General features: G+C 69.2%; 23 protein-coding genes. 16 read left to right on the top strand and 7 right to left on the bottom strand.

Annotated elements, in window-relative coordinates; genetic code table 11:
* Positions 1 to 3 precede the first annotated feature (3 nt).
* The 4 genes from ABMY26_RS21965 (at position 4) to ABMY26_RS21950 (ending at position 4,317) form a co-directional block, all read left to right on the top strand.
* Positions 4 to 723 carry a DnaA ATPase domain-containing protein gene (locus ABMY26_RS21965; protein ID WP_372396768.1) on the top strand — a complete coding sequence of 240 codons (720 nt, stop codon included), beginning with the start codon at positions 4 to 6 and terminating at the stop codon, positions 721 to 723.
* A 15-nt stretch (positions 724 to 738) separates the two neighbouring features.
* Entirely contained in the window at positions 739 to 1,518 is a 780-nt protein-coding gene (locus ABMY26_RS21960; protein ID WP_372396767.1) for an SDR family oxidoreductase, read from the top strand.
* Positions 1,519 to 1,704: 186 nt separating this feature from the next.
* Positions 1,705 to 2,193 (top strand): MarR family winged helix-turn-helix transcriptional regulator, encoded by a 489-nt coding sequence (locus tag ABMY26_RS21955; protein ID WP_372396766.1) that lies wholly within the window; start codon positions 1,705 to 1,707, stop codon positions 2,191 to 2,193.
* 474 nt (positions 2,194 to 2,667) lie between these two features.
* The gene (locus tag ABMY26_RS21950) at positions 2,668 to 4,317 is read left to right on the top strand and encodes an ATP-binding protein (protein ID WP_372396765.1); all 1,650 of its coding nucleotides are present in this window, start codon (positions 2,668 to 2,670) and stop codon (positions 4,315 to 4,317) included.
* Positions 4,318 to 4,402: 85 nt separating this feature from the next.
* On the opposite strand, the gene hutG is transcribed toward ABMY26_RS21950, so the two are convergent.
* On the bottom strand, positions 4,403 to 5,227 hold the full coding sequence (gene hutG / locus ABMY26_RS21945; protein ID WP_372396764.1) for an N-formylglutamate deformylase: 825 nt from the start codon (positions 5,225 to 5,227) through the stop codon (positions 4,403 to 4,405).
* A 380-nt stretch (positions 5,228 to 5,607) separates the two neighbouring features.
* Between hutG and ABMY26_RS21940 the strand changes: the two genes are divergently transcribed.
* From ABMY26_RS21940 to ABMY26_RS21920, 5 genes are all read left to right on the top strand, one after another.
* Positions 5,608 to 6,111, top strand: a complete 504-nt coding sequence (locus ABMY26_RS21940) for a hypothetical protein (protein ID WP_372396763.1) — start codon at positions 5,608 to 5,610, stop codon at positions 6,109 to 6,111.
* A gap of 28 nt (positions 6,112 to 6,139) precedes the next feature.
* Positions 6,140 to 7,366: a hypothetical protein gene (locus ABMY26_RS21935; RefSeq protein WP_372396762.1), complete on the top strand. Its 1,227-nt coding sequence runs from the start codon at positions 6,140 to 6,142 to the stop codon at positions 7,364 to 7,366.
* 67 nt (positions 7,367 to 7,433) lie between these two features.
* The gene (locus tag ABMY26_RS21930) at positions 7,434 to 8,690 is read left to right on the top strand and encodes a glycosyltransferase family 4 protein (RefSeq protein ID WP_372396761.1); all 1,257 of its coding nucleotides are present in this window, start codon (positions 7,434 to 7,436) and stop codon (positions 8,688 to 8,690) included.
* A complete protein-coding gene (locus ABMY26_RS21925) occupies positions 8,683 to 9,681 on the top strand; it encodes a hypothetical protein (RefSeq protein WP_372396760.1) in 999 nt (332 codons plus the stop codon). The genes ABMY26_RS21930 and ABMY26_RS21925 overlap by 8 nt, the downstream gene beginning before the upstream one ends.
* Positions 9,678 to 10,721, top strand: coding sequence for a glycosyltransferase family 2 protein (locus ABMY26_RS21920; RefSeq protein ID WP_372396759.1), 1,044 nt, complete (start codon positions 9,678 to 9,680; stop codon positions 10,719 to 10,721). Before ABMY26_RS21925 ends, ABMY26_RS21920 begins: the two co-directional genes overlap by 4 nt.
* Here the strand turns inward: ABMY26_RS21920 and ABMY26_RS21915 are convergent.
* The 3 genes from ABMY26_RS21915 to ABMY26_RS21905 all read right to left on the bottom strand — a co-directional run bounded on the left by ABMY26_RS21915 (position 10,631) and on the right by ABMY26_RS21905 (position 14,951).
* Complete coding sequence (locus tag ABMY26_RS21915) at positions 10,631 to 11,098, bottom strand: helix-turn-helix domain-containing protein (RefSeq protein WP_045582184.1); 468 nt, start codon at positions 11,096 to 11,098, stop codon at positions 10,631 to 10,633. The genes ABMY26_RS21920 and ABMY26_RS21915 overlap by 91 nt on opposite strands.
* Before the next feature lie 134 nt (positions 11,099 to 11,232).
* Entirely contained in the window at positions 11,233 to 12,030 is a 798-nt protein-coding gene (locus tag ABMY26_RS21910; RefSeq protein WP_372396758.1) for a glycosyltransferase, read from the bottom strand.
* Between the two features lie 29 nt (positions 12,031 to 12,059).
* A complete protein-coding gene (locus tag ABMY26_RS21905) occupies positions 12,060 to 14,951 on the bottom strand; it encodes an SLBB domain-containing protein (protein ID WP_372396757.1) in 2,892 nt (963 codons plus the stop codon).
* A 295-nt stretch (positions 14,952 to 15,246) separates the two neighbouring features.
* On the opposite strand from ABMY26_RS21905, the gene ABMY26_RS21900 reads away from it, so the two are divergent.
* Together ABMY26_RS21900 and ABMY26_RS21895 are read left to right on the top strand one after the other, a co-directional pair.
* Positions 15,247 to 16,281, top strand: coding sequence for a histone deacetylase family protein (locus ABMY26_RS21900; RefSeq protein WP_372396756.1), 1,035 nt, complete (start codon positions 15,247 to 15,249; stop codon positions 16,279 to 16,281).
* 113 nt (positions 16,282 to 16,394) lie between these two features.
* Positions 16,395 to 17,003, top strand: a complete 609-nt coding sequence (locus ABMY26_RS21895; protein WP_372396755.1) for a putative metalloprotease CJM1_0395 family protein — start codon at positions 16,395 to 16,397, stop codon at positions 17,001 to 17,003.
* 49 nt (positions 17,004 to 17,052) lie between these two features.
* Here the strand turns inward: ABMY26_RS21895 and aguB are convergent, their stop codons facing one another.
* A complete protein-coding gene (gene aguB, locus ABMY26_RS21890) occupies positions 17,053 to 17,961 on the bottom strand; it encodes an N-carbamoylputrescine amidase (protein ID WP_372396754.1) in 909 nt (302 codons plus the stop codon).
* Between the two features lie 598 nt (positions 17,962 to 18,559).
* Here aguB and ABMY26_RS21885 point away from each other — a divergent pair.
* A complete protein-coding gene (locus ABMY26_RS21885; RefSeq protein WP_372396753.1) occupies positions 18,560 to 19,021 on the top strand; it encodes a MarR family winged helix-turn-helix transcriptional regulator in 462 nt (153 codons plus the stop codon).
* Positions 19,022 to 19,096: 75 nt separating this feature from the next.
* On the opposite strand, the gene ABMY26_RS21880 is transcribed toward ABMY26_RS21885, so the two are convergent.
* Positions 19,097 to 20,416 carry a pentapeptide repeat-containing protein gene (locus ABMY26_RS21880; protein ID WP_372396752.1) on the bottom strand — a complete coding sequence of 440 codons (1,320 nt, stop codon included), beginning with the start codon at positions 20,414 to 20,416 and terminating at the stop codon, positions 19,097 to 19,099.
* Between the two features lie 177 nt (positions 20,417 to 20,593).
* Between ABMY26_RS21880 and phoU the strand changes: the two genes are divergently transcribed.
* Positions 20,594 to 21,325 (top strand): phosphate signaling complex protein PhoU, encoded by a 732-nt coding sequence (phoU, locus tag ABMY26_RS21875; protein ID WP_372396751.1) that lies wholly within the window; start codon positions 20,594 to 20,596, stop codon positions 21,323 to 21,325.
* Positions 21,326 to 21,600: 275 nt separating this feature from the next.
* Positions 21,601 to 23,856, top strand: a complete 2,256-nt coding sequence (locus tag ABMY26_RS21870; RefSeq protein ID WP_372396750.1) for an anthranilate synthase — start codon at positions 21,601 to 21,603, stop codon at positions 23,854 to 23,856.
* Between the two features lie 62 nt (positions 23,857 to 23,918).
* On the opposite strand, the gene ABMY26_RS21865 is transcribed toward ABMY26_RS21870, so the two are convergent.
* A complete protein-coding gene (locus ABMY26_RS21865; protein WP_012973951.1) occupies positions 23,919 to 24,167 on the bottom strand; it encodes a DUF2312 domain-containing protein in 249 nt (82 codons plus the stop codon).
* A 407-nt stretch (positions 24,168 to 24,574) separates the two neighbouring features.
* Here ABMY26_RS21865 and ABMY26_RS21860 point away from each other — a divergent pair, with 407 nt between their 5' ends.
* Both ABMY26_RS21860 and ABMY26_RS21855 read left to right on the top strand, forming a co-directional pair.
* Positions 24,575 to 25,723: a Re/Si-specific NAD(P)(+) transhydrogenase subunit alpha gene (locus ABMY26_RS21860; protein WP_372396749.1), complete on the top strand. Its 1,149-nt coding sequence runs from the start codon at positions 24,575 to 24,577 to the stop codon at positions 25,721 to 25,723.
* Positions 25,724 to 25,748: 25 nt separating this feature from the next.
* Positions 25,749 to 26,168: an NAD(P) transhydrogenase subunit alpha gene (locus ABMY26_RS21855; protein ID WP_045582195.1), complete on the top strand. Its 420-nt coding sequence runs from the start codon at positions 25,749 to 25,751 to the stop codon at positions 26,166 to 26,168.

The raw sequence follows: 26,168 nt of genomic DNA, 5'->3' as shown, positions 1-26,168 counted from the left end.
CGCATGAGCTTGCCGGCGCAGATACCGCTCGACCTCGGGCACCGGACGGCCATGGGCTGCGAGGATTTCCTGGTGGCGCCCAGCAACGCCGACGCGGTGGCGTGGCTCGACCGCTGGCCGTCCTGGCCGGCGCCGGCACTGACGGTGTTCGGACCGGCCGGCTGCGGCAAGACCCATCTGGCCCAGGTCTGGCGCGCCCGCAGCCATGCGGTGGTGACGGCTGGCGATGCGCTCGACCGGGCCGACCTGCCGGGGCTGCTGGCGGCGGCCAACGCGGTGGTGGTCGAGGATGCCGACGCCGTGGCCGGCAAGCCGGCGCGGGAGGAGGCGCTGTTCCACCTCTACAATCTGGCCCGCGAGCAGCAGGGGCATCTGCTGCTGCTGTCGCGCAAGGCGCCGTCGCGCTGGCGTGCCCGGCTGGCCGACCTGCGGTCCCGCATCAAGGGCGCGCCGGCCGTCGAGGTGCGGCCGCCCGACGACGCGCTGCTGGCCGCCGTGCTGGTGAAGCTGTTCGCCGACCGCCAGTTGCGGCCGGGGATGGAGGTCGTCACCTATCTGCTGGCGCGGATGGAACGCTCGCTCGACTTCGCCCGCCGTCTGGTCGCGGCGCTCGACCATGCGTCGCTGGCCGCCCATCGCGGGGTGACGGTGCCGCTGGCGCGCGAGGTTCTTTTGGAGCTGCAACAGACGGAACCGCAACGATCCGGTTCCAAAACGACCTGAAGGAAGGGATGAGACATGGATCTGGGGATCGCCGGCCGCCGCGCCATCGTCTGCGCCGCCAGCAAGGGGCTGGGCCGCGCCTGCGCCTTCGCGCTAGCCCGCGAAGGGGTGCATGTCACGCTGACCGCCCGCAGCGCCGACGCGCTGGAGGCCACCGCGGAGGAGATCCGCAAGGCAACCGGCGCGACCGTCACCACCGCACTCGGCGACATCGCGACGGAGGAGGGGCGGGCCGCCGCGCTCGCCGCCTGTCCTGAGCCGGACATCCTGATCAACAATGCCGGCGGCCCGCCGCCGGGCGATTTCCACGATTGGGACCGCGACGACTGGATCCGCGCGCTGGACGCCAACATGCTGGCGCCGATCTTCCTGATCAAGGCGACGGTCGACGGCATGGTCGCCCGCAGGTTCGGCCGGATCGTCAACATCACGTCCGCCGCGGTGAAGGCGCCGATCCCGATCCTCGGCCTGTCGAACGGCGCACGCACCGGCCTGACCGGCTTCGTCGCCGGGCTGTCGCGCCAGACGGTGAAACACAACGTCACCATCAACAACCTGCTGCCCGGTCCCTTCGAGACCGACCGTCTGCGCAAGACGATGGAGGGCGGGGCCAAGGCCGCCGGACGGACCATCGAAGAGGAGATGGATGTCCGCCGCAAGGCCAACCCGGCCGGCCGATTCGGCGACCCGGAGGAGTTCGGAGCGGCCTGCGCCTTCCTGTGCGCCGCGCAGTCCGGCTTCATGACCGGCCAGAACATCCTTCTGGATGGCGGCGGCTATCCCGGGACGCTGTAAAACACCCGGTCCTCTCGTCCCAAGTTTGTCCCTCCAATTCGTATCAAAATCCGCCCATCGTCAAAGGCCATTCAGGAACGACCGCGGGAAGGGGTGCCGAGGCGCCGCTTCCCGGGTCCGCCGGTTCACAGCCGCGGCGGTGCCGCGGCGGCCGGCCAACGGCGACACGCCACTGGCACAGGAACGATGAGCATGCAGCAGAGCGTGGCGGCCCCCGCGGTCTACACCGACCTAGGCCGCGTCATGGAGAGCATCACCCGGCGTTTCCTCGACGTGCTGCGGATGGAACTGGCCCGGGTCGGCGTGACCGACCTCAGCCCGACCCAGGCCCTGATGCTGCTGCACATCGGCACCGAGGAACTGTCGGTCCGCGACCTGCTCGAGCGCGGCTATTACCTGGGTTCCAACGCCTCCTACAATCTGAAGCATCTGGTCGAGGCCGGCTATGTCGACCGCAGCCCCTCGCAGCGCGACCGCCGGGCCGCCCGGCTCAAGCTGTCCGGCCAGGGGCTGGCCACCTGTGAGGCGCTGAAGAAGCTGGAGGCGATGCGGGCCGACAGCCTGCTGCGCAACGACAGCGACAGCGCCGATTTCGAAACCACCTACCGCACGCTGCGGCGGCTGGAACGTGCCTGGACCGATCTGATCCGCTACGACGATGCCGATACGGCCTGACTGCCCAGGCTCTTCCAGCACGTAACTTTATAAGGGCCTGACGGTTCGGCTTGTGTCCGAAATGGAACACCCAGGCCTATAACAAGAACATAGAGGGAACTGACTGGTTGCCGTTCCGCGTCTGTTCTGGTAGCTAGAAAGAACAAGACGCGAACGATGGAGGTTGGCATGTCGGTTCTGGCTTTCCTGCGCGAGTGCGTGACCCTCGCCCTGTTCCTGGCGGTGCTCTATGGCTGGGCCATGGTCGGTCCGATCCTGATCGGCTGAAGCCTCGATGGGAGCCGGACGGGACCACCCCTTCGGAAGAGCTCCCCGAATGGGGGATGCCGCGTCGGTATGATATCCGAAATCCCAGGTCCATCCGGCCGGCGCAGCGCTTACATCGGGAACACGCGGAACCGTCCCTGGCCCGATCAGAGAAGCCGAAACGGGATAGGCTCCGCGAACGCCGACAACGCGTGGGGATTCGGACGGATGCGGAATTTCTTTCGGAAGCGTCGCTCGGCCGCCGTGGCGGACGAGCGGATGCCGGCGGCCGGCGGGACCGGTCCCGGCAGCGGCATCACCGGTGCCGGCCTCGGTGCCAACCCGGTGCCCGTGCATGGCGGGCCGGTTCCGGCCGGTCAAACGATGATGGGACCCGGCCAAGCCGGCTTTACCAATGCCCCGGGATTCGGCCGTCCGGCGGGCGCGCACCTGCGGCCGGTCGACGGCAACCGTGGCGGGTTCGACGCGATGCGCGGCCCGACCGCCCTGGCGGCGCCCGACATTCTCGACAACGACGCCACCGGCGACCGCCGCGGCCTGATGTTCCCGCAGCCGGGAGGCCGCGAGGCCGAGGGCGAACATGAGCTGCCGCGCTTCACCATGTCGGTGAACGGCGGTTACCGCGGCGGCATGGGCGGCGGCCCAGGGAGCGGCATGGGGGGCGGCGCGCCGGCCATGCTGAAGGGGCTGACCCCGGAACTGAACGGCCTGCTGCGCGAGGCCTTCACCCCGACCCGGCCGAAGCAGCAGCTGAACGGTCTGTTCATCGGCCGCAACGACACGCTGCGCCGCATCATCTCCGCCATCGAGGAGGAACGGGCACACGTCATCCTCTATGGCGACCGCGGGCGCGGCAAGACCTCGGTGGCCAACGCCATCGAGAAGATCGCCGGCCAGGCCGGCTACCTGTCGCTGAAGCTGACCTGCAGCGGCGAGCTGAGCTTCGAGGACATCTTCCGGCATTTCCTGAAGAAGATACCCTCGACCTATTATCGCTCGGCGCTCGACAACCCGTTCGCGGCGCGGCGCAACTTCGCCAGCTTCAACGAGCTGCTGCCGGAAGGCACCTTCAGCGTCACCGAGCTGAACGAGGTTCTGTCGGGAATCCACGCTACCCATGTGCTGCTGATCCTCGACGAGTACGACCGCGTCACCGACGAGGATTTCCGCAACAAGCTGGCGGAGCTGTTCAAGAACCTGACCGACAGCTCGATTCCCGTCACCCTGCTGGTCGTCGGCGTCGCCGAGAATCTCGACCAGCTGCTGGGCAAGCACCCGTCGATCCAGCGCTCGCTGGTGCCGGTGCATCTGCCGCTGATGACCGACCAGGAGATCGGCCGGCTGATCCAGGCCGGCGCCCAGAACGCCGCGATCGAGTTCGCCCCGGACGTGGTGCGGCGGATCGCCGAGTTCGTCCGCGGGCTGCCCTATTACGCCCAGCTTCTGGGCCTGCATGCGGCGCGCAGCGCTGTCAGCCGCGGCAGCAGGATGGTCGAGCGGCCCGATCTGGCCTATGCCGTCGCCCGCTGTCTTCAGGAGGCCGAACGCGGCATCGTCGAGAGCTATGCCCGCGCCCTGGCCGCCGACCGCCGGGCCGAGCTTGAGGACGCGCTGCTGGCCGCCGCCCTGTGTCCGGCCGATGCCTATGGCGCGTTCGACCCGAGGGATCTGGCCGGCGAGGATGGCGAGCCGCCGGGACCGGCCATGCTCGACCTGTTGAAGCGCCTGACCCGCGACGATCATGGCGGCATCCTCGCCCCGGTGATCGAGCCGGGCCGCGAGCGTTACCGCTTCCGCAACCAGATGATGCGCCAATATGTCCTGATGCGTCAGGCCAGCGAGCGCGGCCAGATCTGATCCATCCCCGATCAGGCCGTTCTTCGGCCCTTCCCCGGCGACGGGGGAGGGCCACTCTTTCTTTGCGAAAAGGCTGCCGGCCTTTCTACAGGAAGGCCGCCCGGCGCCGGCCGCTGGCCTTCTGCCAAGCCCATTCGACGACGACGCTCATCAGCCTTTCCAGCGGCGGCTTCACCTGGGATGCGAGGTCGGGGCGGAAGCCGTAGGGGGCGTCCTCGTCCATGTAGGTGGACTGGGTCAGCTCCAGCTGGATGGCATGGATGTTGTCGTCCGGCCGGCCATAGCTGCGGATGATGTAGCCGCCGCGCAGGCGGCCGTTCAATGCGGCGGAGTAACGTTCCGATGCCGAAAGGACATTCATCAGCCGGCCCACCAGCGGCTGGGCGGTGCTGCTGCCCTCGCCGGTGCCCAGATTGAAGTCGGGCAGGGTGCCGTCGAAGAATCGCGGAACCCGGCTGCGCACCGAATGGGCGTCGAACAGGATCGCGACGCCGAACCTGTCGCGCAGAGCCTGCAATTCGCTCCGCAACTGCTCATGGTAGGGGCGCCAGTAGGCGCCGACGCGCCGGTCGATTTCCGCCCGGTCGGGCTGCCGTCCCGGCAGATAGACCGGCGCATGGGCGAAGGTGGTCAGCGGACAGATCTCGGTTGGGTCCGGTCCCGGCTGGGCCATGGTGCCGTCGGGGTCGCGGTTCAGATCCACCACATAGCGGGAACAGAGCGCGGTCAGGAAACCGATTCCGAGTGCCGGAGCGAAATGGTACAACCGGTCGAGATGGCGATCGACATCGGGCTGCGCCCGTCCCTCGTCCGTCATCAAAGCGGCGATGTCCGGCGGAATCATGGTCCCGACATGCGGAATGCTGAGCAGGACCGGGGTTTCGCCCGGCTGGAAGCGGAAGGTCTCCATGGCTCGTCTCGTCACCGGAACGGCTGGCTCTGGGCTGTGTGCGGTGCAACAGGCACAGCGGGTCGACTATGGGACGCCGTGGCGCATCCCGTCAAACAGATTGCGTTTTTTTGAAACCGCGGGTGTGCCGGGGGGCGGGAAACCTGTCCTTCGGAGCCGTATTCCCTGCCCCGATTTGCCGGAATGCCGGCCGAAATGCGGGTTGACCGCAAGCTTGGCTTGCCTGAGACTTCCGCGCAATCGGCGGCCGCCCGGAAGAAGGTGCCGCCCCGCACCGGATCATGCTGTTTCCAGGCGACCGGACCGACGATTTCCAAACGACACGGCGCCCCGATTTCGCAAACCCGGTGACGAAGCAACGAAGCACGGGAGAAGCGACCATGACCACCGCCACCCGCCTTGGCGCGGCCATGCCCGGCCGCCGCCAGTTGTTGTTGCCGCTTGCGGTCCTTCCCGTCGCCGGCTGGGCCGTGTGGGCCGCCGGGACGCCGGATGCGCCGAGCCATCCTGCCGGCCCCTTCCATCTGCCGCTGGACGAATCCACGGCGATCTGGCGAGACCTGGGCGCCGTGCGGCTGGGCGGCCTCGCCGGCGATCCGCAATTCCCGGTCAGGGTTTCGGCACTGGATGGGCGGGCGGTAACGGTCCGCGGCTTCATGGTCCCGCTGTCGGACGGCGCCACCCACAACCGCTTCATCCTGTCCGCCAACCCGATGGGCTGCCCGGCCTGCCGGAGTCCCGGTCCGGCGACCATGATCCATGTCCACAGTTCCATCGCGCTGCCCGCCACGCGCGAGCCGCTGACCCTGGCCGGCACGTTGCGCCTGCGCCCGCAGGAAGGACTGTTCTACCGGCTGGACCGCGCCCTGCAGCGCTGGGCCTGAACCGGCGCCCGCATCGCCGGATGCGGCGGTGAGGGGCGGCGGGGTCGCCCTGCTGGCGATGCCGGCCGCGCTGCTGGTCTATGGCGGATTGAGCGTCCCGGCGCCGCCGGCCCTGCGCTGGGTCGAGGCAGCCATCGGACTTCTGATGGTGCTGGCAGTCGGCTGGCGCCGGCCGCTGGCGGTCATGACCGGCCATGCGTTGCGGGTGCGGTCGGACGCCGGTTGGCAGACGGTGGCGGTCCCGGCGCTGGCCTGGTTGCTGTGGGCGCCGCTGCTGCGCGGGGCCGCGCTCGGCTGGGAGGCGGCGGACATCCTGCGCGACGTGGTGCCTCTCCTCTACCTGTTCCTGCCCGTGCTGCTGGTGCCGGCGCTGAAGCGACTAGGCCCGGCGGGCGCCGGGCCATGGGGAGTGCGTGCGCTCGCGGGCGGGCTGGCGTTGGCTGGGCTGCTGCTGGCGCTGCGCTGGTGGCGGCAGTCCGGATGGGGGTTCGGCGCGGTCGGCCTGCGGGCGATGGCGGATGGCGGCGTCTATCTGCTGAACGCGCCGTCGGTGCTGTTCGCCGCTGTGGCGTTGCCGGCGTTGTCGCTTTCGCTGCTGGCCTCCGGGGGAAGGGTGTGGCGCCCGGCCGTGGCGCTTGCCTCCGCCGCTGGCGGGGCGGTTTGCCTGGGGGCGCTGGGTGGGGCGGTCCACCGCACTGCGCTGGGGCTGGCGGCGCTGTCGCTGGCGCTGATCGCGCTGTGGTGGATGCGGCGGCGCCCCGTGCTCGCCTTGCCACTGCTGCTTGGCGTCGGGCTGGCGGCGGCGCTGGCCGGCGATGCGCTGACCGGCATCTGGCAGCAGGCGGCGGAGAAAACCCGGCTGACCGGCGCCAACACCCGATGGGAGGAGGCGGCGGCGGTGATCGACCATGTCGCCGCCTCGCCCTGGGCGCTGCTGTTCGGCGACGGGTGGGGGGCGCGCATCGCCAATCCGGCGGTCGGCGGCTGGCGAGTCGGCTACACCCACACGCTGGTCAGCTACAGTCTGCTGAAGACCGGATTGCTGGGCATGCTGGCGCTCGGCGCCTATTTGGGCGCGCTGGTCCGGCCCTGGTGCCGGCTGCTGGCCGACGATCCGCCGCTGGCACTGGCGCTGGTGCCGCCGCTGCTGATGGCGCTCGGCCTCCACACCAGCTTTAAGTATCTCGACACCGGCGTTCTCCTGTCGCTGATGCTTCTGGCTGCCGGATGCAGGAAAGGGTTGTCGACGCGCTAGCGGATCGTCATACTTATGCGTGCAATTCATGTGCTGGTGCACCGTGGCGCTCGATCCTTTGTCCATCATGTTCGTAAATCGGGTATTCCCGCCGGACCGTGGAGCAACCGGGCGCTGTCTGGCGGACCTCGGCGGGCGGCTGGCGGCGGCGGGCTGGCGGGTCACGGTGGTTACGGATGGGGAGACGTCTCGGCCGGACGCTCCGGCCGGCATCGCCGTGCACCGCACCGGCGGGGCGGTGCCGGAGCGGGGACGGCCGACCGTCCGCGCCTATCTCGATTCGCTTTGCCGGCTGACCGGGTTGGCGCTGCGCCTGCCGCGCCATGACGTGATCGTGACGATGACCGATCCGCCGATGCTGGCCCTGGCCGGGCCGATGCTGGCGGCCCGGCACGGCGCGGCCTCCCTGCATTGGTGCCACGATCTCTACCCGGACCTGCTGCCGGTGCTGGGGGTGGGAATGCCGGCGGCGGTGCTGGGACTGGCGAGGCACGGCATGGCGCGGGCGCTGCGCCGCCATGACCGGGTCGTCGCCATCGGCCGCTGCATGCGGGACCGGATCGCCGCGATGGGCGTTGCGGCTGACCGCCTGGCCCTGCTGCCCAACTGGCCCGACCCCGTCATTCGCCCGCAATCCGCGGCCGGCAATGGGTTTCGCCGCTCGTTGGGGCTGGAGGATGGGGACGGGCGTATCCTCGTCGCTTATTCCGGCACGCTCGGTCTCGCCCATCCGATGAACGGCGTGCTCGATGCCGCCGCGCGGCTTCAGGAAAGCGATCCCGCGCTGCTGTTCCTGTTGACGGGGGAGGGGCGCGGCTTTGCGGCGGTGGAGGAGGCCGCGCGCAGCCGGGGCTTGCGCAACCTGCGGCGCCTGCCCTGGCAGCCGGCCGGCCGGTTGGCGGAGAGCCTGTCCGCCGCCGATCTGCATCTGGTGACGATGGACCCGGCGGCGGACGGGATGATGGTGCCGAGCAAGCTGGCCGGGGTGCAGGCGGCCGGCCGGCCCTGCCTGTTCCTGGGACCGCGGTGCGGCGAGGCGGCTGCGCAGGTGGCGGACTGCGGCCTGACGATCGACCCGTTCGACGGTGCCGCCATCGCCGATGCGGTGCGGGCCTATGCTGCCGATCCCGGCCGCCGCGCCGTCGAGGGGGCGCTTGCGGCTCGCCGCGCCGCCGGCTGGACCGCCGACCACGCAGCCGCCGCCTTTGCCGATCTGGCCGCCGGTGCTGCAAGGGGCCGCGGGACGGCGAAGCGGGCGGTGCGGCCGGTCATGGGAAAGGCTGCCGCAAGTTCCGTCGAAGGAAGGCCGGTCCCCAATGCCTGACGGCGTCATCGCACAGCGGGGTGCCATGACCTTGGGTCTGCGGGTGCCGGACGACGGGGAAGGCGATCTGCGCAGCTTCGTCCGCACGCTGTCGGGCGGCTGGCGCTGGCTGCTGGCCGGCTTCGCGGGTGGTTTGGCGCTTGCGGTCGGCACCTTGTGGCTGGTGACGCCGGCCTACACAGCGACGATGGTGATCGGTCCGACGGCACGGGTCGGTTCCGCCGCCATGGGGGCGCGGGTGCCGGCGCTCAGCGGGCGCGAATCGGCTGCGGTGGCCGAGCCCGGTGCCGGCGACGAGTCGCTGTCCGACTATGCCCGCTATCTGGAGTTGTTCGGGACCGGTCCGGTGGCGGACCGGCTGGCGCGCGAGCCCGCCCTGCTGCGTGCGCTGTTCCCGGAGCGCTGGGACGGCGAGGCCGGACGCTGGCGTCCGCCGCCGGGGCTGTTGCCGGCGGTGAAGCGGATGCTGCTGGCGCTGGTCGGGCGCGAGGACTGGGTGGAGCCGGACGGGGAACGGGTGGCGCGCGCCCTGCGCGACCGGCTGGTGATCGACATGCTGCGGTCGGGACCGATGCGGCGCATCACGCTCCGCCATGCCGACCGGGCGACGGCGCTCGACCTGATCGGCTGGATAGCGTCGGCGACCGATGCCCACCTGCGGATGGAGGCGGCGCGGCGCAGCGCCGCCCAGATCGCCCACATCAAGGCCCGGCTGGCGGCGATCACCGTGGCCGAGCACCGGCAGGCGCTGAGCGATCTGCTGCTGGATCAGGAGCGGGTGGCGATGATGATCGGCGTTGACCTTCCCTTCGCCGCCGACATGGTGCAGCCGCCATCCGCTCCCGCGCTGCCCGACTGGCCCAATCCGGCGGTGGTAGTGCCGCTAGCGGGGATGGCCGGGCTGGTGGCCGCCGGCTTCGCCCTGTCGGCCCGCCATGCCCTGCGCGAGGGTGCGGCGTCCGACGGCTTGGCGGCGGAGGATCGACGATGATGGGCCGCATCCCGGTGTCCGTCGTGGTGATGACCAAGAACGAAGCGGCCAATCTGCCGCTCTGCCTGCCGGCGCTGGCCGACTTCGCCGAGTGTTTCGTTGTCGACAGTGCCAGCGACGACGGCACGGCTGAAATTGCCCGCGCGCATGGCGTGCCGGTGGTGCCCTTCCACTGGAATGGCCGGTATCCCAAAAAGAAGCAATGGTGCCTGGATGCCCTGCCGCTGGCCCATGACTGGGTGCTGTTCGTCGATGCGGACGAACGGCCGACCCGGGCTCTCGTGGCGGAGATCGCCCGGCTGATGGCCGACGGGCCGTCACACCCCGCCTATTGGATCGACGGCCGGCCGGTCCTGCATGGCCGCGCTCTGCGCTTCGGCTGCTGGAACCGCAAGCTGGCGCTGCTCGATCGCCGGCGCATGCGCTACCCCGAGCAGCCGGACCTGGACGTTGCCGCCATGTGGGAGGTGGAGGGGCACTACCAGCCCTCGGGCGAGGGAACGGCCGGTCGGCTTCGCCACCCGATGGATCATGGCGACGTCAAGCCGTTGTCCGCTTGGTTCGATCGTCACAACCGCTATTCCGACTGGGAGGCGGCGCTGCGTGCCGACGGCCGGATGGAGCGCCTGATCGACGGCGAACCGCGCGGCTGCGGGCCGGTCGGCCGGCCTTTGCTGAAACGGCTGTTCCAGCGCCTGCCCGCCCGCCCGCTCTGGGCCTTCCTGCATGCCTACGTCCTGCGCCTGGGCCTGCTCGACGGCGCAGCCGGGCTGGACCATGCGTTGGCGCGCGCATTCTATTACTGGCAGGTCGGGCTCAAGATGCGGGCAACCGCAAGGGCGCAGAATTCCTCCGTCCGCATTCCGTCCATTCACTCCCCGCCGCCCCAAGCCCCGCCCATCGGGTCGCCGGTGGGGGGCGCCATGGATGGCCGTTCTCCGGAAGCCCCTTATTCCTCGACCAGTGCGATGCGGTCGCCGCCAAGCGCCTTCAACAGGTCGAAGGTGCGCTTGCGGACGCCCGGATCCTCGATCCGGTAATAGGCGCGAACCAGTTCCAACGTCTCGCGGCGGGCCATCGACTCGAACTCTTCGGTTTCGCTGGGGGTCTCGGGCGGGACTTCCGCGGCGATCTGGTCGGGGGACGGCATGTCGTCGAAGAAATAGCTCACCGGCACGCCCAGGACCTGGGACAGGTTGTACAAGCGGCTGGCGCTGATGCGGTTCGACCCGCGCTCGTATTTCTGGAGCTGCTGGAAGGTGATCCCCACCGCTTCACCCAGCTTTTCCTGGCTCAGGCCAAGCAGGGTGCGACGAAGCCGCAGGCGGGCTCCGACATGGATGTCGATGGGATTCGGACCTTCGCCGCGGCGCGACAGAGTGTGGGCGGGGGCGAGTTTGGTCTTGGTCGCGCTCATAAGTCATACCTCGAAGGGAAAGCCGGAGGGAAGGCGCCGCAAGAATGCTTAGTTCAGAAAGTAAATTCTATGCAACCATTTGTGCGCATCAACGGTCCGTTTGGTTGGAAGCGGGAATGCATATGCGAAAGACATTAAGTTTCGGGGCATCTGAAACGTAATTTCGCGTAAGCGGCGGGAAAATGATGGCGTACCGTCAGCGCGACTCGTTGGGCGGCGACGACCGTCGCGACGCGCAGCCAGCCATGTCCAAGGATGGACCGCCGAATCAGCGCCTGTTCCAGTCGCCCGCGTGCGGCTTGACGTTGTGACAGGCCGCCCGGCGCGAACAGACAGACGGGCGCGTTCAACCGGACCGCGTTTCCACGGGCGAGGACCGACACAGTCATGGCATAGTCGGCCGCGATCCGAAACCGAAGGTCGAAACTGAGCCCCTGCAGGGCGGCGACGCGATAGATCATGGCCTGATGATGGGTGAACATGCCGAAAGGCGCGCATCGATGGGATCTTGCGCGCTTCAACAGGATACGTCCATCGTGCTGCCGCTCCAGCGCGTCGCCATACAGAAGGATGCAGTCGGGATGGCGGCCGATGGCCTCGAGCAGCATGGCAACGGTGTCGTCTTCCGCCAGCTGGTCGCCGGCATTCAGGAACAGCACATGGCCGCAGCCGAGATCCCGTGCGGCGTCGAGGGCAATGTTCATCGCGTCGTAGAGCCCCGAGTCGGGGGCCGAGCGCCACCAGTGCAGAAGCTCCGCATGCTCTTCGAGCCACTGTGCGGTACCGTCGGTGGAGCCGCCGTCCGCGACCATCCAGACGACATCCGGACCCAGCTGCCCGCGCAGGCTGTCGCAGGTGTCGGCCAGCCCGGCCCGGTCGTCGCGCACGACGGTGAGAATCGCCAGCCTTGGGGGTGGGCGACCGGGAGCCATGCGGGGGGCGGGTCCTGGGGCCGCCGCCGTCATCGCGCGATCACCGAGACGGATGCGGCGGTGATGGCCAGCTGGCTCAGGATGCTGCCGACAGCCTTGGTCGCGTCCAGCGCGTCGAAGGGGCGCGGGTCGCGAGGAACCACCAGGACTGAACCGGGCGGAATCACGTCCACCCGGTGGTTCCAGGAGGATAGCGCGAGCGGCCGCGCCCGGCCGTCGGGCAGGATCAGGAAGCTGCGGCCGGTGTCGGCATCGCGGGTCGGGCCGCCGGCCTCTCCCAGATAATCCTCGGCACTCTTGCCGCTGACGAATTGCGCGGCGGTGGGGTGCAGCACCTCGCCCGACACCGCCACGGTCAGTGGCCGCTTCGGGATCACGATCCGGTCGTCGGGTTCCAGCAGCGGATCCAGTTCCGGACGGGTGCGCAGCACGGCGGGATCCGCCTCCACCACCACGCGGCCCAGCGGTTCGGCACCGCGCAGTTGGGTGGCGATCTGGCGGGCAAGCGCGACATTCTCCGCCTTCACCGGCTCGCCCTTCTCGACCTCCAGCGCCAGGGTGCGTTCCAGCTCGCGCGCCTGGCGCTGGAACTGCTCCTTTTCGCGGCGGCGCTCGCTCTCGCGGGTCAGGACCGCTCCGGCAGGGTAGGCGTCGGCCATCAGGCCGCCGGCCCGGGCGATCAGCGAGGACAGCGTCTCGCCCCGCCCGATGTCGTAGCGGCCGGGACGGCGCACCGCCCCTTCGATGGCAACGGCGCGCGCCTCCAGGGCCTGCGGCCGCGGGTTGACCCGCAACGCGTCGCCGGGGCCGACGGTGCGCCCGGTATCCTGGCCGAGATCGACGATGCTGCGGCTTCCGGTCGCCGCGGTCAGCTCCGCCGCCGTCGGGTCGGCGTCGGCCGACAGCCCGCCCGCCACCGCGATCAGCGACGGCAGCGGCGTACGGTCGGCGACCGGGTAGCCGCCGGCATCGCGCACCGCGCCGCGCACCTGCACCGTCCGCTCGCCGATCAGGGCGACGACGGCCGGATCCAGCAGGGCGGCCAGCATCGGCGGCTCGCTCTGCTCATCGGCCGGCGGCGCGGCATCGGCATGACCGGACGGCACGAGGCTGCGGATGTCCTCCGTGGCGAACAGATGGATGCGGTCGCCGTCGGCGAGGCTGCGGTCGGCGCGGCGGGCAACGACCTCCTGCGGCGAAAAGGGCAGCCATGTGCGGGTCAAGCTCCGCCGGTCGAATCGCTCGACGATGCCCAGCAGCGGATAGACGTCGCGTTTCAATACCTTGCCGCCTGCCAGCGCGCCGCGCAGCGTGGCGCCGGCCGACAGCCTGCGGGTGCCTGGATGGCGGACATGGCCGATCAGCTCATAGCGCGGCAGCTCCGACTCGACGATCGCCTCACGGGCGCCGGTTGCCGCTCCAGGCCCATCCCCGCCTGCAACCGGGTAAAAGCCCGGGCGCTGCACGCCGGACAGCCGGAGCACGGCATGGCGCAATGCCAGCGGCAGCAGGTCGGGCACCGCCGTGAACAGGGGCGTGCAGGGCGTGCGCGCGCCGGTCAGGCCGGCGGCGGCGTGGGCCTGCGGGCCGGTGGCGAGCGGGCCGTCGGGTTCCGCCGCCAGCTTGCGGGCCAACGACACGAGCCCGGGGCAGGCGTCGGGCGGCGGCTGGCGTTCGCCGCGCAGCAGGGCCAGCACTGGTTCGGCGGTCAGGAAATCGACGTCGGCGGCCCCCAGCACATACAGCGCATCGCCGTCGGCCAGTTGGCGGCGGTCGCGTCCGGCCAGCACGGCGGCAAGGTCGACCGGGCGCAGGATGCGGGCGGCACTAACGGGGTCGGCGCTCTCCAGGGCGGCGAAGGGCAGATAGGGATCGGGCCGCAGGTCGGTGCGGGCGACCAGCCCGGCCAGGGTCTTCGCCTGGGGCAGGGCGCGCGGGCCGGGGCGCAGGACATGCCCTTCCAACCGCACCTCGTCGCGGCGATCCTCGCGCTGCGGGGCCAGCACCAGAAGGTCGCCGTCGGCGAAGCGTCCGGCATCGGGGTCGGCTACATCCTCCGTCATCTCCTCGCCGGACGGGCCGATGCCGAACCGCAGCAGCCGGGCACGGCCGGGACGCAGCGCGCCGCCGGCCAGATCGCGCAGTTCCATGGCGGACAGCGGGCCGGCGCCGGGCGGCAGCTCGTAGATCCCCGGCCGCTTGACCGGACCGGCGACGGCCACCGTGGCGCCCAGCGGCGGGACGAACAGCCGGTCGCCGTCGCGCAGCGGCCGGTCGGCGTTGCCGGCATTCCCATCCATCCGGCCGGCCGTCTGCAGCGGGTAGAGGTCGACCGTCATCCCGGCACCCGCCCGCATCAGCCGGATGGCGCGCAGGGTGCCGCCGCGCTCGACCCCGCCGGCCGCCGACAGCGCGTCGAGCACGGTGGCGAAGGCGCTGATCTCCTGCCGGCCAGGGCGCCGCACGGCGCCGGTCACCATCACGCCGATCCGGCGGACCTCCGCCAGGGACGCGAAGGCATCGGTGTTCGGCCAGGTCGCGGCGACGGTGGCGGTCAACTCCTGCCGCAGGGCGTCCAGTGTCAGTCCGGCCGCGGTGACCGGCCGCAGATCGTCCACCACCAGTTGGCCATTGCGGTCGATGGAGAAGCGCTTGCTGAAGGATTTCTGGCCGCGCAGCGTCACCAGCAGGGCGTCGCCGGTGTTCAGCACATAATCGCCCTGGATGGCACCCGGTGCCGCGCCCTCCGCCTGAACGGGTTCCCCGACGGGGGCGAACAGGTCGTAGCCGAACTGACGCAGCGGTTCGCCGGCGCGGGTGGAAAAGGCCGATTCCAGCGGCGAGGGGGATGTCGGCAACGCGGCATCGCCACGCGGCGGCCCGGCGGCCAGCACGTCGCATGCCCACAGCAACGGCGTCATCACCAATGCCAGGAGGGCGAATATTCTGCGCGCAGCAGCAAACATCGGATATCAAGCAACCAGTCCCACCACCCGCACGGCGCGGATCGCGATTCAAGAACACTATTGCGTGTATTGGTCGAAAAGGCAATGGTGCGCATCCTGGGCGCCATGCAAAAGGGCGGCATCCGAAGCCCCGCAGGCGGGGCTATGATGCCGCCCCAGGCGGATATGCGGCCCGAACCGTTCGCCTTATTCCTGCCATCCGGACCATGGCGGCGCCGCGCGGCGCCGGACTATCGAGGATACCAGCGGCGTGATCGTCATCCACAGCGAAGAGCACCGGCTTCAGGCCGGGCGATCCGAACTCAACGACGGCCAACTCGTCCCCTGCTACGAGAAGCCGGCACGCGCCGACATCGTCCGCGCGCGGATCGAGGCGGTGGGGCTGGGTCCCGTCGTGGAACCCACCCGCCACGGCCTCGCCCCGCTGGAACGGGTGCATGACGCCGGCTATCTCGGCTTTCTTCGCACCGCCTGGGACGACTGGGTGAAGGAGCATGGCGCCGACATCGATGCGCTGCCGCTGAACTGGGTGGCGCCGGGCATGGCGCGGCGGCAGGTTCCGCGCTCGATCGACGGGCGGCTCGGTTACTACTCCTTCGATGCCGGGACGCCGATCACAGCCGGCACATGGCGGGCCGCTACCGCCGCGGCCGACAGTGCGCTGACCGGCGCCGACCGCCTTCGCGCCGGCGACCGCAGTGCCTTCGCGCTGTGCCGTCCGCCCGGACACCATGCCGGACATGCCTTCTATGGCGGCTATTGCTTCCTGAACAATGCGGCCATCGCGGCGCAGGCCTTGCGCGACGGCGGGGCGACGCGGGTGGCGGTGCTGGACGTCGATTACCATCATGGCAACGGCACGCAGGAGATCTTCTGGGAGCGTGGCGACGTGCTGTTCGTGTCGCTGCACGCCGACCCGATCGATGAGTTTCCCTATTTCTGCGGCCATGCCGACGAGACCGGGGCGGGAGCCGGCGACGGTGCCAACCTGAATTTGACGCTGCCCTGGGGCACCGACTGGGACGGCTATGCCCGGGCACTTGAGACGGCGGCGGCGCGCATCGGCGGTTTCGGGGCGGATGCGCTGGTGCTGTCGCTTGGCGCCGACACCTACGGCGGCGACCCGATTTCCCGGTTCCGGCTGTTGTCGGAGGATTTCCTGCGCATGGGGGCGGCCATCGCCGGCATTGGCCTGCCGACCCTGTTCGTGATGGAGGGGGGCTATGCCGTCGACGACCTCGGGGTGAATGTCGCCAACGTGCTGACCGGCTTCCTGGGCGGGTGAACGCGGCCGGTCTTCGCTTCGAATGCCGTTCCAACGAAAGCCGTACCGTTGCCGGCACGGACGATTCGTCCTAGATTGAGGAGAGGTTCAGCCCTTTCTTGAGGACGCGGGCGTTGGCTGCCGACGTCTCGATATCCAGCCTGTCCATCGGGACCTATTCCGCCCCCCGCAGCCAGCCGCTGCGGGAGGACGGGAAGGGCGCGTCCGCCGCCAGGACGGGCGCCGCCGAATCGACAACCGGTTCGGCGGCCGGTTCGGCGACCGACACGGTCACGCTGTCGGATGCGGCACAGCAGCAGGTCCAGAAGCTCAAGCAGGCCGATACCAACGTCCGCCGGCATGAGGCGGCGCATCAGGCGGCCGGCGGCAGCCATGCCGGCGGGGCCTCCTTCACCTATACCCGCGGACCTGACGGCAAGAACTACGCCACAGCCGGCGAGGTGCCGGTCGACGCCAGCGCCGAATCGGAGCCTGCCGCCACCATCGCCAAGATGGAGCAGGTGAAGGCCGCGGCGCTCGCTCCCGCCGATCCCTCGCCGCAGGACATGCGGGTCGCCGCACAGGCCGACGCGACCAAGCTGCAGGCCCAGGCGGAACTGCGCCGGCAGGGTGGCGACGGTGGAGGTGGAGGTGACGGCGCCGCGGCGCGCGCGGCTGCCGCCTATGGTGCGGCGCAGGGATTGGGCAGCGGAGCAGGGCGGGGGGCTGGGCTGACGGTTTGAGGAGGGCGCCGCGGCCGATGCCCCCTCCTCGCCGCAGGGTGTCGCCCGCTCACCGCCGGGGCGTCGTCTCGCCGTCCAGCGTCAGCAGGGCGCCGTACAACTCCGGCCGGCGGTCGCGGAAGACGCCCCAGGAGGCGCGCTGGGCCGCGATGCGGTCGAGGTCGAAGGTCGCCGTCAGGACCGTCCGGCTCACGCGGTCGGCCTGAGTCACGATCTCGCCCTGCGGCCCGGCAATGAAGGACGAGCCGTAGAAGGTCAGCGCGCAGTTGTCACCCTGCTCCACTCCGATGCGGTTGGATGCCACCAGCGGCATCAGGTTCGCGCCGGCATGGCCCTGCATGACCCGGGTCCAATGGCCCTGGCTGTCGATGGCGGAGTCCTGGGGCTCCGACCCGATGGCTGTGGGATAGAGCAGCAGTTCGGCCCCCTTCAGCGCCATGATGCGGGCGGTTTCCGGGAACCACTGATCCCAGCAGATGGCGCAGCCGATGGTGGCGTAGCGGGTCTTGAACACCGGGATGCCGGTGTCGCCGGGGCTGAAATAGAATTTTTCCTGATAGCCGGGGCCGTCCGGGATGTGGGACTTGCGGTAGATGCCCAGCAGGCTGCCGTCTGCATCCACCATGGCGACCGAGTTGTAATAGGCGTTGCGGGCCTTCTCGAAGAAGCTGACCGGAATCACCACCGACAGTTCGCGTGCCAGGGCGCGCATCCGCCCGATCACCGGATGGTCTTCGGCCGGGGCCGCCAGTTCGAACAGAGACTGCTTCTGGTCCTTGCAGAAATAGGGCGTCTCGAACAGTTCCTGCGGCAGGACGATCTGCGCCCCTTGGGCGGCGGCCTCGCGAATCAGCGATTCGACTCCGTTGACGTTGGCGGCACGGTCCCAGCTGCAGGCCATCTGGGTCGCGGCGACGGTGACGGTACGGGACGAGGGAACGGGCGGCGAAGCGGTCATGGCTGACTTGGGACTCCTGTTCACGGACGAAGGGACGACGGACAAACCCTGTGTGGCCATAGGTCGCGGCGGATACAAGCGGGTGGAAGGGCATTCATAAAACTTTAGAGAAATGTTAATTTTTCGCAGCTTGCCGTGTGAATTGCCAAATAAAACCGGCCCAATTGGCAATGAATGGGTTTCTCATCATATGCGGATATGAAGGAGGCCCGCGAAATGGGAAACATCGAGGTGACACCGATCGGCCATGCGAAGAGTCCACCAAATCGTTATGTCTAGACTGATCGTCGATCGGCGGCCATATCCCGGCATATCATTGCATGTCGCCGCCCGAAGCCCGCGCAATTGATTTGCGCTTTGCGTGCAGCACGTTATGATTGGATGACGCAGCCGCCCCCATTCGTGTCAAGGTGGTATGGCCGGGACGAAGTGATTCCGATGGACGCGATGTCGCCGCGGCGCCTCACAGGCGACAGCCCGGCGCGCGCAGCCGGTCGGCGGGCGCGGTTGCAGGCGTGGGAACGACGGCAGAGAGATTGTCGGTATGGAGGCGTCTGTCAAGGGGTGGGAGCCGGAGCGCCCCGATGAATCGGGGGATATGGCGGAATCTGCCGACGGTGCGTTATCGTTCGTCGTCAGGGAGGTCAACCGTGCTTTTTCCCGCGCCCTGCAGATGCGCATCGCGCGCTCGGGCGTCAGCATGGGGCAGTGGTTCTTCCTGCGTGCCCTGTGGGAGGAGGACGGCCTGACCCAGCGGGAGTTGAGCCACCGTGTCGGCATGATGGAGCCGACCACTGTCACCGCGGTCAACGTGATGGAAAGCCAGGGGCTGGTCCAGCGCGTGCGCAACCGCCACGACCGCCGCAAGATGAATGTCTTCCTGACCGACAAGGGCCGGGCGCTGCGCAATGCGATGATGCCAAGTGCCGCGGAGATCGCCCAGATCGCCATCAGTGGAATCACGCCGGGCGAACTGGAACTGACGTTGGACGTGCTGCGCCGCGTCGGTTCCAACCTCAATGCCGCCTCGGCCGCGGCCCGGGACGGTGAAGAGGATTGAAGGTTTAAGCCTCAGGCCTCAGGTTTTCCTCGCCATCCTCCGCCGGCCTGACCCGTACCGGCCCATCTTGTGGATTCAGTCGTCATCCGGGTCGGGTGGCGGGGGCAGGCTGGCGCCGGTCAGGTTGGCTCCGGCGAATTTGGCGTCGCGAATGTTGGCGTCGCTCAGGATCGCGCCGGTCAAATTCGCGTCGCTGAAATCGCAGCCCGCCAGATTGGCGCCGCGCATGTTGGTGCGAATGCAGGAACTGCGGGTCAGCCGCGCGCCGGTGAGGTTCGCCGCCCACAGCCGACCGGTCGGCTGGCCGTCGGGCCCCTTGATGTCGACCCAGCCGACTCCGGCGCCATCGAGCCGCACGCCGTCCATGTTGGCGCCGCGCAGGTTGGCCCCGTCCAGGATCGCCCCGGCGCAGTCGGCGCCGGCAAGCACCGCTTCGGAGATGTCGCACATGATCAGCAGCGCCTCGCGCAGCTTGGCGCCGTCGAGATTGGCACGCTTCAGGTTGGCGCCGGACAGGTTCACGCCGGACAGGTCGATGTGGCTGAGGTCGGCGCCGGTCAGGTCGGCCCGCGCGCCCATCGTTCCGTTGGTGTTGATCCAGGTATAATGGCTGTGCAGCGCCTGCTGGATCTGGACCGAGAAATTGTCTGCCGACCGCGCCAGGTTGGCGCCGGTGGTGTCGGCTCCGGTCAGGTCGGCGCCTTCCAGCTTGGCGCCCTGGAGGTCGGCGTTGCGCAGGTTGGCGCCGGCCAGCATGGCGCCGGTCAGGTTGGCGTCGCGCAGCACCGCCCCCTGCAGGTTCACGCCGGACAGGTTGCTGCCGCGCAGGTCGGCGCGGGCTAGATTGCAGCTTTTCATGCTGGCGCGCATCAGCGTGGCGCCGGTCAGCAGCGCCCCCTCGCAATCGGCACCGTTCATCGACACGTCGGTCAGGTCGGCGCCCGACAGGTTGGCGTTGGTCAGCGACGCATCGTCGAAATCGCTGCCGGACAGGTCGGAGCGGACGAAATCCAGTCCCTTGCCGCCGCCCTTGCCGCCGTTCGGCCCGCCATAGAGCAGCGCTCCGCCGCGGAGGTCGGCCTCCTTCAGGATCGCGCGCTTCATCTTGGCGCCGCGCATGTGGGCGCCGCGCAGGTCGGCACGATACAGGTTGCAGCCGGACAGATCCGCCTTCGTCAGATGGGCGGCGAACAGGTCGGCCGTGCTGAGATTGGCGTTCGACAGGTCGCAATGGGACAGGTTGGCGCCCGACAGCTTTCCCTGCGCCAGGTTCACCCCGGACAGGTTGGAGCCTTCCATGTTCGCCATGGTCAGGTTGGCGCGTGAACCGCCGGATTTGTTCTTCAGCCAGCGCTCGTGCTTTTCAAGCACGGCAACCAACTCGTGCGGCGTCATCGGTTTCGTCCGGTCTGCCTGGTTGCATGGTCCATCGATAGACCAGTGTCCCTGAATAATCTATGACAAAGGTTAAGGAGCCTCCAGTTCCGGAAGCCGCTTGGCGCGGCGGCACCGCGATCCCATCTCCGGGGCGGCGGGTGTCCGAATGCCTGTCACTGCAAGGAGTTGGGGACCATGTCGGGTGGACATACGATCGCGGCGTTCGATGCCGAGCTTACGGCCCTGCGGACCGCCGTCGACCGCATGGGCGAACTGGTCGAAAGACAGGTCGCCCTGGCGCTCGATTCGCTGGCCGGTCCCGATGCCGACCTTGCGGCCGAGGTGCTGAAGGGCGATACCGAGATCGACCGGCTGGAGATGGAGGTGGAGGCGATGACCGTCCGCCTGCTGGCGCTCCGCCAACCGATGGCGAAGGATCTGCGCGAGATCGTCGCGGCGTTGAAGATCGCCTCGAACCTGGAGCGGATGGGCGACTTCGCCGGCTCGGTCGCCAAGCGGGCGGTTACGCTCTCGACCTTGCCGGTGGCTCCGCCGGTCGCCTCGCTGATCCGGATGGGCCGCATGGTGCAGGCGATGATCGGCGACATGCGGCGGGCCTACAGCCTGCAGGACGCCGATCTCGCGGCTTCCGTCCGCGAGTGCGACGGTGAGGTCGATGCCGCCTACACCAGCCTGTTCCGCGAGTTCCTGACCTACATGATGGAGTCGCCGGCCCAGATCACCGGCTGCACCCACCTGCTGTTCGCCGCCAAGTCGATAGAGCGCATCGGCGACCACGCCACCAACGTGGCGGAGAACATCAGCTTCCTGGTCAAGGGCCGGCTGCCGTCGGACGAACGCCGCAAGGAGGATCTCAGCAGCTATGCCGTCGCTCCGGTTCAGGAGGGGCCGCAAAAGAGCGAGTGAGCGGGACGGCTTGACAGGAGCCGCGGGTCTGTGGCTGGCTAAGGCCCATGAACATGTCCTCGCTCCTCCTGTCGCAGCGTTGGTGGCGGCCCGTCCAGATCGGGCCGGCCTGGCGACGCGTGTGAGCGCGGATTGAACGAAAAGGCCGCCCGGTGCATCCGGAGCGGCCTTTTTCCTGACCCCCAATCGCGGGTCATGCAGCGGAAGACGGACAGGCAAGCGGAAGCACCGGGCGGCGTCACCCCGACAGACATCCCATCCGGAGTCCCGCCGCCATGATCCCGCCCGATCTCTTCCTCGCAGACCCGGTCCTTCTCGAACCCTTCGCCGCCCGAACCGGCGGCGGGCTGGAGGTCCACCGCAGCGCCGAACCGGCCGTTGCGCAGCCAGCCGATGCACTCGATGCGCTCGCCGTGGCGCTGGACGAGCGGCGCGGCCTGCTGCTCTCCGGCGGGGTCGAGGCGCCCGGCCGTTATCGCCGCCAGGCGCTGGGCTTCGTCGATCCACCGCTGTCAGTGACTGCCCGCGGCCGCACCGTGCGCATCGATGGGTTGAACCCGCGCGGCCGGCTGCTGCTGCCGGCGGTGGTCCGTGCACTCGACGGGCATGAGGCCCTGGTGGGGCTGGAGGTCGCGGAGGGGCGCGTCACCGCCCTGGTCCGTCGCCCGTCCAGCGTCTTCGCCGAGGAGGAACGCAGCCGCCAGCCCTCCGTCTTCAGCGTGCTGCGGGCGCTGATGGCGCTGTTCGCCAGCCCGGACGAGCCGTTCCTGGGGCTCTATGGCGCCTTCGGCTACGATCTGGCCTTCCAGTTCGAGCCGATCCGGCGGCGGCTGGAGCGGCCGGACGACCAGCGCGATCTCGTCCTGTATTTGCCCGACCGGCTGCTGGTGGTCGACCATGCCGCCGGGGTGACGCGCCGCTTCGCCTATGAGTTCGTGGTGGACGGCGTCTCGACCGATGGCGTCGCCGGCGGCGGTCGGGTCCATGGCTACCGGCCCGACACAAATGCCGCCGCGGGGTGCGACCATGCCCCGGGCGACTACCGGCAGGTGGTCGAGGCAGCCAAGGAGGCCTTCCGACGCGGCGACCTGTTCGAGGTGGTGCCCGGCCAGACCTTTGCCGAGCCCTGTGCCGACAGCCCCTCGACGATTTTCCGCCGTCTGCGCGCCGCCAACCCGGCACCCTACGAGGCGCTGATCAATCTGGGCGACGGCGAGTTCCTGGTCGCCGCCAGTCCGGAGATGTTTGTCCGCGTCGGCACCGGTGCCGCACGGGGCCGGGTGGAGACCTGCCCGATTTCCGGTACGGTCGCGCGCGGGGCCGACGCGCTCGGCGATGCCGCGCAGATCCTGACGCTGCTGAACTCGGCCAAGGACGCGGCGGAACTGACGATGTGCACCGACGTCGACCGCAACGACAAGGCACGGGTGTGCGAGCCGGGGTCGGTGCGCATCATCGGCCGGCGGATGATCGAGCTCTATTCCCGCCTGATCCACACGGTGGACCATGTGGAAGGACGGTTGCGCACCGGCTTCGACGCACTCGACGCCTTCCTCACCCACAGTTGGGCGGTGACGGTGACCGGCGCGCCGAAGCGCTGGGCGATGCAGTTCCTGGAGGATACCGAACGCTCGCCGCGCCGCTGGTATGGCGGGGCCTTCGGCCGCATCGGCTTCGACGGCAGCATGGACACCGGGCTGACGCTGCGCACCATCCGCATGAAGGACGGCATCGCCTTCATCCGTGCCGGCGCCACCCTGCTATCCGACAGCGATCCGGACGCGGAGGATGCCGAATGCCACCTGAAGGCGTCTGCCTTCCGCGATGCCGTACGCTCGGCCGCGGACGGGCGGCCGCCGTCCGTTCCGCAGGTGGACAGACCGGAGGTCGGGCGGCAGAGCGGGCTGGGGAGGCGGGTGCTGCTGATCGACCATGACGACAGCTTCGTCCACACGCTGGCCGACTATTTCCGCCAGACCGGCGCGATGGTGACGACCCTGCGCCATACCCATGCGCGGGCGGCCCTGCGCAGCGATCCGCCCGACTTGCTGGTGCTGTCGCCGGGACCGGGCCGCCCGGAGGATTTCGACGTCGGCGGCAGCGTTCGGGCCGCGCTGGATCTCGGCGTGCCGGTCTTCGGCGTCTGCCTGGGCCTGCAGGGCATGGCCGAGCATCTGGGTGCGACGCTGGAGCGGTTGCCGGAGCCGATGCACGGCAAGGCTTCGGCCCTGCTGCACCGGGGCGGGGCGCTGTTCGACGGGTTGCCTCAGGGAATGCGGGTCGGCCGCTACCATTCGCTGGTGGCGAAGCGCGACAGCCTGCCCTCGGACCTTTTGGTAACGGCGGAAACCGGGGATGGAACCGTCATGGCGGTCGAACACCGCAGCCTGCCGTTGGCGGCTGTGCAGTTCCATCCCGAATCGATCCTGACCCTGGATGGCGGGCATGGTCTGGCGTTGATCGGCAACGTCATGGCAACGCTGGCCGGGCGCCGCAAGGAGCCGGTTCTGGAATGCGAAGCGGCGGCCTGAGGGCCGCCGCGGCATACCGGCAGACTGTCGGGCGGGCGGTGACGGAAACCGGTCGCCGCCCGTTACTCGACCATCCCCAGCGCTTCCTTGTACAGTTCCAGGATCGCTTCCTGTTCCTGGCGGTCGGCCTTGTCCATCTTCCGCAGGCGGATGATCTGGCGGATGATCTTGGTGTCGAAGCCGGTGCCCTTGGCCTCGGCATAGACTTCCTTGATGTCTTCCTGGAGACCGCGCTTCTCCTCCTCGAGACGCTCGATGCGCTCGACAAAGGATTTCAGGCGATCCGCCGCGATGCCGCCGACGTCGGACATGGCAAAACCTCAAACGATGGGGGTGTTCGTAAACGGGGCGGGACGATATCGGCGGGCGGGGGGAATGGCAAGCGGACGATGCGCGGCTCGGGGATGCAGCGGCCGGGGCAGGGGCCGGGAAGGGGCTGCCGCCTGCGACACCGGGTCGCGGCCGGTCCTTCGTACAACCCCGAATCCATCCGGCATGTGAACAGCTCGTGGCTGATTTGTCTTACCTTCTGAAACAATCGTACGATGGATGCACGCGGCCATTCCCTTTGTTGCGATGCGGTGTATAGGCTGGTATTACCATCGGTGTGTTCGGCTTCACAAAGTCACACGGATCCGGCATGAATGCGCGTCGTCTGGGCCGATAACCCAGGGGGGGTGCCGGGATCGGCGTATCTGAGGCAGGGGAGTTGTATTCAATGAAAGTCGCCATTCCAAAGGAGCGACGTGCGGGCGAACTTCGCGTGGCCGCATCACCGGAAACGGTGAAGAAACTGAAGGGGTTGGGACTGGACGTGGTGGTTGAGAGCGGGGCCGGGCTCGGCTCCAGCATCACCGACGCCGCGTTCGAGGCGGCGGGTGCCGCCATCGCCGCCGATGCCGCCTCGGCGCTGGCCGATGCCGACATCGTGCTCAAGGTGCAGCGGCCGCTCATTGCTGCCGAGGGCGGCGAGGACGAGCTGGCGCTGATCCGCAAAGGCGCGCTGCTGTTCGCCATCCTCAACCCGTACAACAGCCGCGACCATGTGAAGGCCTATGCCGATGCCGGCGTGAACGCCTTCGCCATGGAGTTCATGCCGCGCATCACCCGCGCCCAGGTCATGGACGTGCTGTCCTCCCAGGCCAACCTCGCCGGCTACAAGGCCGTCGTCGATGCGGCCAGCGAGTATGGCCGCGCCTTCCCGATGATGATGACCGCGGCCGGCACCGTGCCGCCGGCCCGCGCCTTCATCATGGGCGTCGGCGTCGCCGGGCTGCAGGCCATCGCCACCGCCAAGCGCCTCGGCGCCATCGTCTCGGCCACCGACGTGCGCCCGGCGGTGAAGGAGCAGGTGCAGTCGCTGGGCGGCAGCTTCGTCGCGGTCGAGAACGACGAGTTCAAACAGGCCGAGACCGCCGGCGGCTATGCCAAGGAGATGTCGGACGACTACAAGCGCCAGCAGGCGGCGCTGGTCGCCGAGCACATCAAGAAGCAGGACATCGTCATCACCACGGCGCTGATCCCCGGCCGCAAGGCGCCGATCCTGGTGACGGCGGAGCATGTGGCGTCGATGAAGCCGGGCTCGGTCCTGATCGATCTCGCGGTCGAGCAGGGCGGCAACGTCGAGGGCGCCAAGCTGGGCGAGGTGGTGACCACGGCCAACGGCGTGAAGATCGTCGGCCATGCCAACTACGCCAGCCGCATCGCCGAGAGCGCGTCGCTGCTCTACGCCAAGAACCTGCTGGCGCTGCTGACGTCGCTGCACGGCAAGGAGACGGGCGTGGCCGTCAACTGGGACGACGAGGTCGTCAAGGCCATCGCGCTGACCCGCGACGGCGCCGTCGTTCACCCCGCCTTCGCCGGCTGACCGGGCGCCCGAGGAGACAATCGCAATGGACCAGACCCAACTGTCCGCCCGTATCGCCGAGCTCAAGGCGAACCTCGCGGCGCTCGGCCAGCAGGCCGACCAGCTCGCCGCCCAGGTCGCCCATGCCGCCCAGCCGGCGGCGGAAGCCGCCGGCGGCCATGGCAGCTTCTTCGTCACCGGCCTGACCGTGCTCGTGCTGGCCTGCTTCGTCGGCTATTACGTCGTCTGGCGCGTCACCCCGGCCCTGCATTCGCCGCTGATGGCCGTCACCAACGCGGTGTCGTCGGTCATCATCGTCGGCGCCCTGGTCGCCGCCGGCCCGGCCGGTTTCGGCTTCTCCAAGGTCCTCGGCTTCCTCGCCGTCATCCTGGCGTCCGTCAATATCTTCGGCGGCTTCCTGGTGACCCAGCGCATGCTCTCCATGTTCAAGAAGAAGGGCAAGTAA

The sequence above is a fragment of the Azospirillum sp. HJ39 genome (assembly GCF_041507355.1).
GTDB classification, from domain to species: Bacteria; Pseudomonadota; Alphaproteobacteria; order Azospirillales; family Azospirillaceae; genus Azospirillum; species Azospirillum thiophilum.
Note: the sequence above shows the minus strand (reverse complement) of the source record. Positions and strands in the feature narration are given on the sequence as shown.

Excerpts from the sequence above, each read along its gene's own strand:
- ABMY26_RS21950 (WP_372396765.1), top strand. The coding sequence starts at position 2,668 with ATGCGGAATTTCTTTCGGAAGCGTCGCTCGGCCGCCGTGGCGGACGAG.
- ABMY26_RS21930 (WP_372396761.1), top strand. The coding sequence starts at position 7,434 with ATGTTCGTAAATCGGGTATTCCCGCCGGACCGTGGAGCAACCGGGCGC.
- hutG (WP_372396764.1), bottom strand. The coding sequence starts at position 5,227 with ATGGAGACCTTCCGCTTCCAGCCGGGCGAAACCCCGGTCCTGCTCAGC.
- ABMY26_RS21915 (WP_045582184.1), bottom strand. The coding sequence starts at position 11,098 with ATGAGCGCGACCAAGACCAAACTCGCCCCCGCCCACACTCTGTCGCGC.
- ABMY26_RS21920 (WP_372396759.1), top strand. The coding sequence starts at position 9,678 with ATGATGGGCCGCATCCCGGTGTCCGTCGTGGTGATGACCAAGAACGAA.
- ABMY26_RS21860 (WP_372396749.1), top strand. The coding sequence starts at position 24,575 with ATGAAAGTCGCCATTCCAAAGGAGCGACGTGCGGGCGAACTTCGCGTG.
- ABMY26_RS21885 (WP_372396753.1), top strand. The coding sequence starts at position 18,560 with ATGGCGGAATCTGCCGACGGTGCGTTATCGTTCGTCGTCAGGGAGGTC.
- aguB (WP_372396754.1), bottom strand. The coding sequence starts at position 17,961 with ATGACCGCTTCGCCGCCCGTTCCCTCGTCCCGTACCGTCACCGTCGCC.
- ABMY26_RS21880 (WP_372396752.1), bottom strand. The coding sequence starts at position 20,416 with ATGACGCCGCACGAGTTGGTTGCCGTGCTTGAAAAGCACGAGCGCTGG.
- ABMY26_RS21855 (WP_045582195.1), top strand. The coding sequence starts at position 25,749 with ATGGACCAGACCCAACTGTCCGCCCGTATCGCCGAGCTCAAGGCGAAC.
- ABMY26_RS21865 (WP_012973951.1), bottom strand. The coding sequence starts at position 24,167 with ATGTCCGACGTCGGCGGCATCGCGGCGGATCGCCTGAAATCCTTTGTC.
- ABMY26_RS21870 (WP_372396750.1), top strand. The coding sequence starts at position 21,601 with ATGATCCCGCCCGATCTCTTCCTCGCAGACCCGGTCCTTCTCGAACCC.
- ABMY26_RS21905 (WP_372396757.1), bottom strand. The coding sequence starts at position 14,951 with ATGACGCCGTTGCTGTGGGCATGCGACGTGCTGGCCGCCGGGCCGCCG.
- ABMY26_RS21910 (WP_372396758.1), bottom strand. The coding sequence starts at position 12,030 with ATGGCTCCCGGTCGCCCACCCCCAAGGCTGGCGATTCTCACCGTCGTG.
- ABMY26_RS21960 (WP_372396767.1), top strand. The coding sequence starts at position 739 with ATGGATCTGGGGATCGCCGGCCGCCGCGCCATCGTCTGCGCCGCCAGC.
- ABMY26_RS21965 (WP_372396768.1), top strand. The coding sequence starts at position 4 with ATGAGCTTGCCGGCGCAGATACCGCTCGACCTCGGGCACCGGACGGCC.
- ABMY26_RS21925 (WP_372396760.1), top strand. The coding sequence starts at position 8,683 with ATGCCTGACGGCGTCATCGCACAGCGGGGTGCCATGACCTTGGGTCTG.
- phoU (WP_372396751.1), top strand. The coding sequence starts at position 20,594 with ATGTCGGGTGGACATACGATCGCGGCGTTCGATGCCGAGCTTACGGCC.
- ABMY26_RS21940 (WP_372396763.1), top strand. The coding sequence starts at position 5,608 with ATGACCACCGCCACCCGCCTTGGCGCGGCCATGCCCGGCCGCCGCCAG.
- ABMY26_RS21955 (WP_372396766.1), top strand. The coding sequence starts at position 1,705 with ATGAGCATGCAGCAGAGCGTGGCGGCCCCCGCGGTCTACACCGACCTA.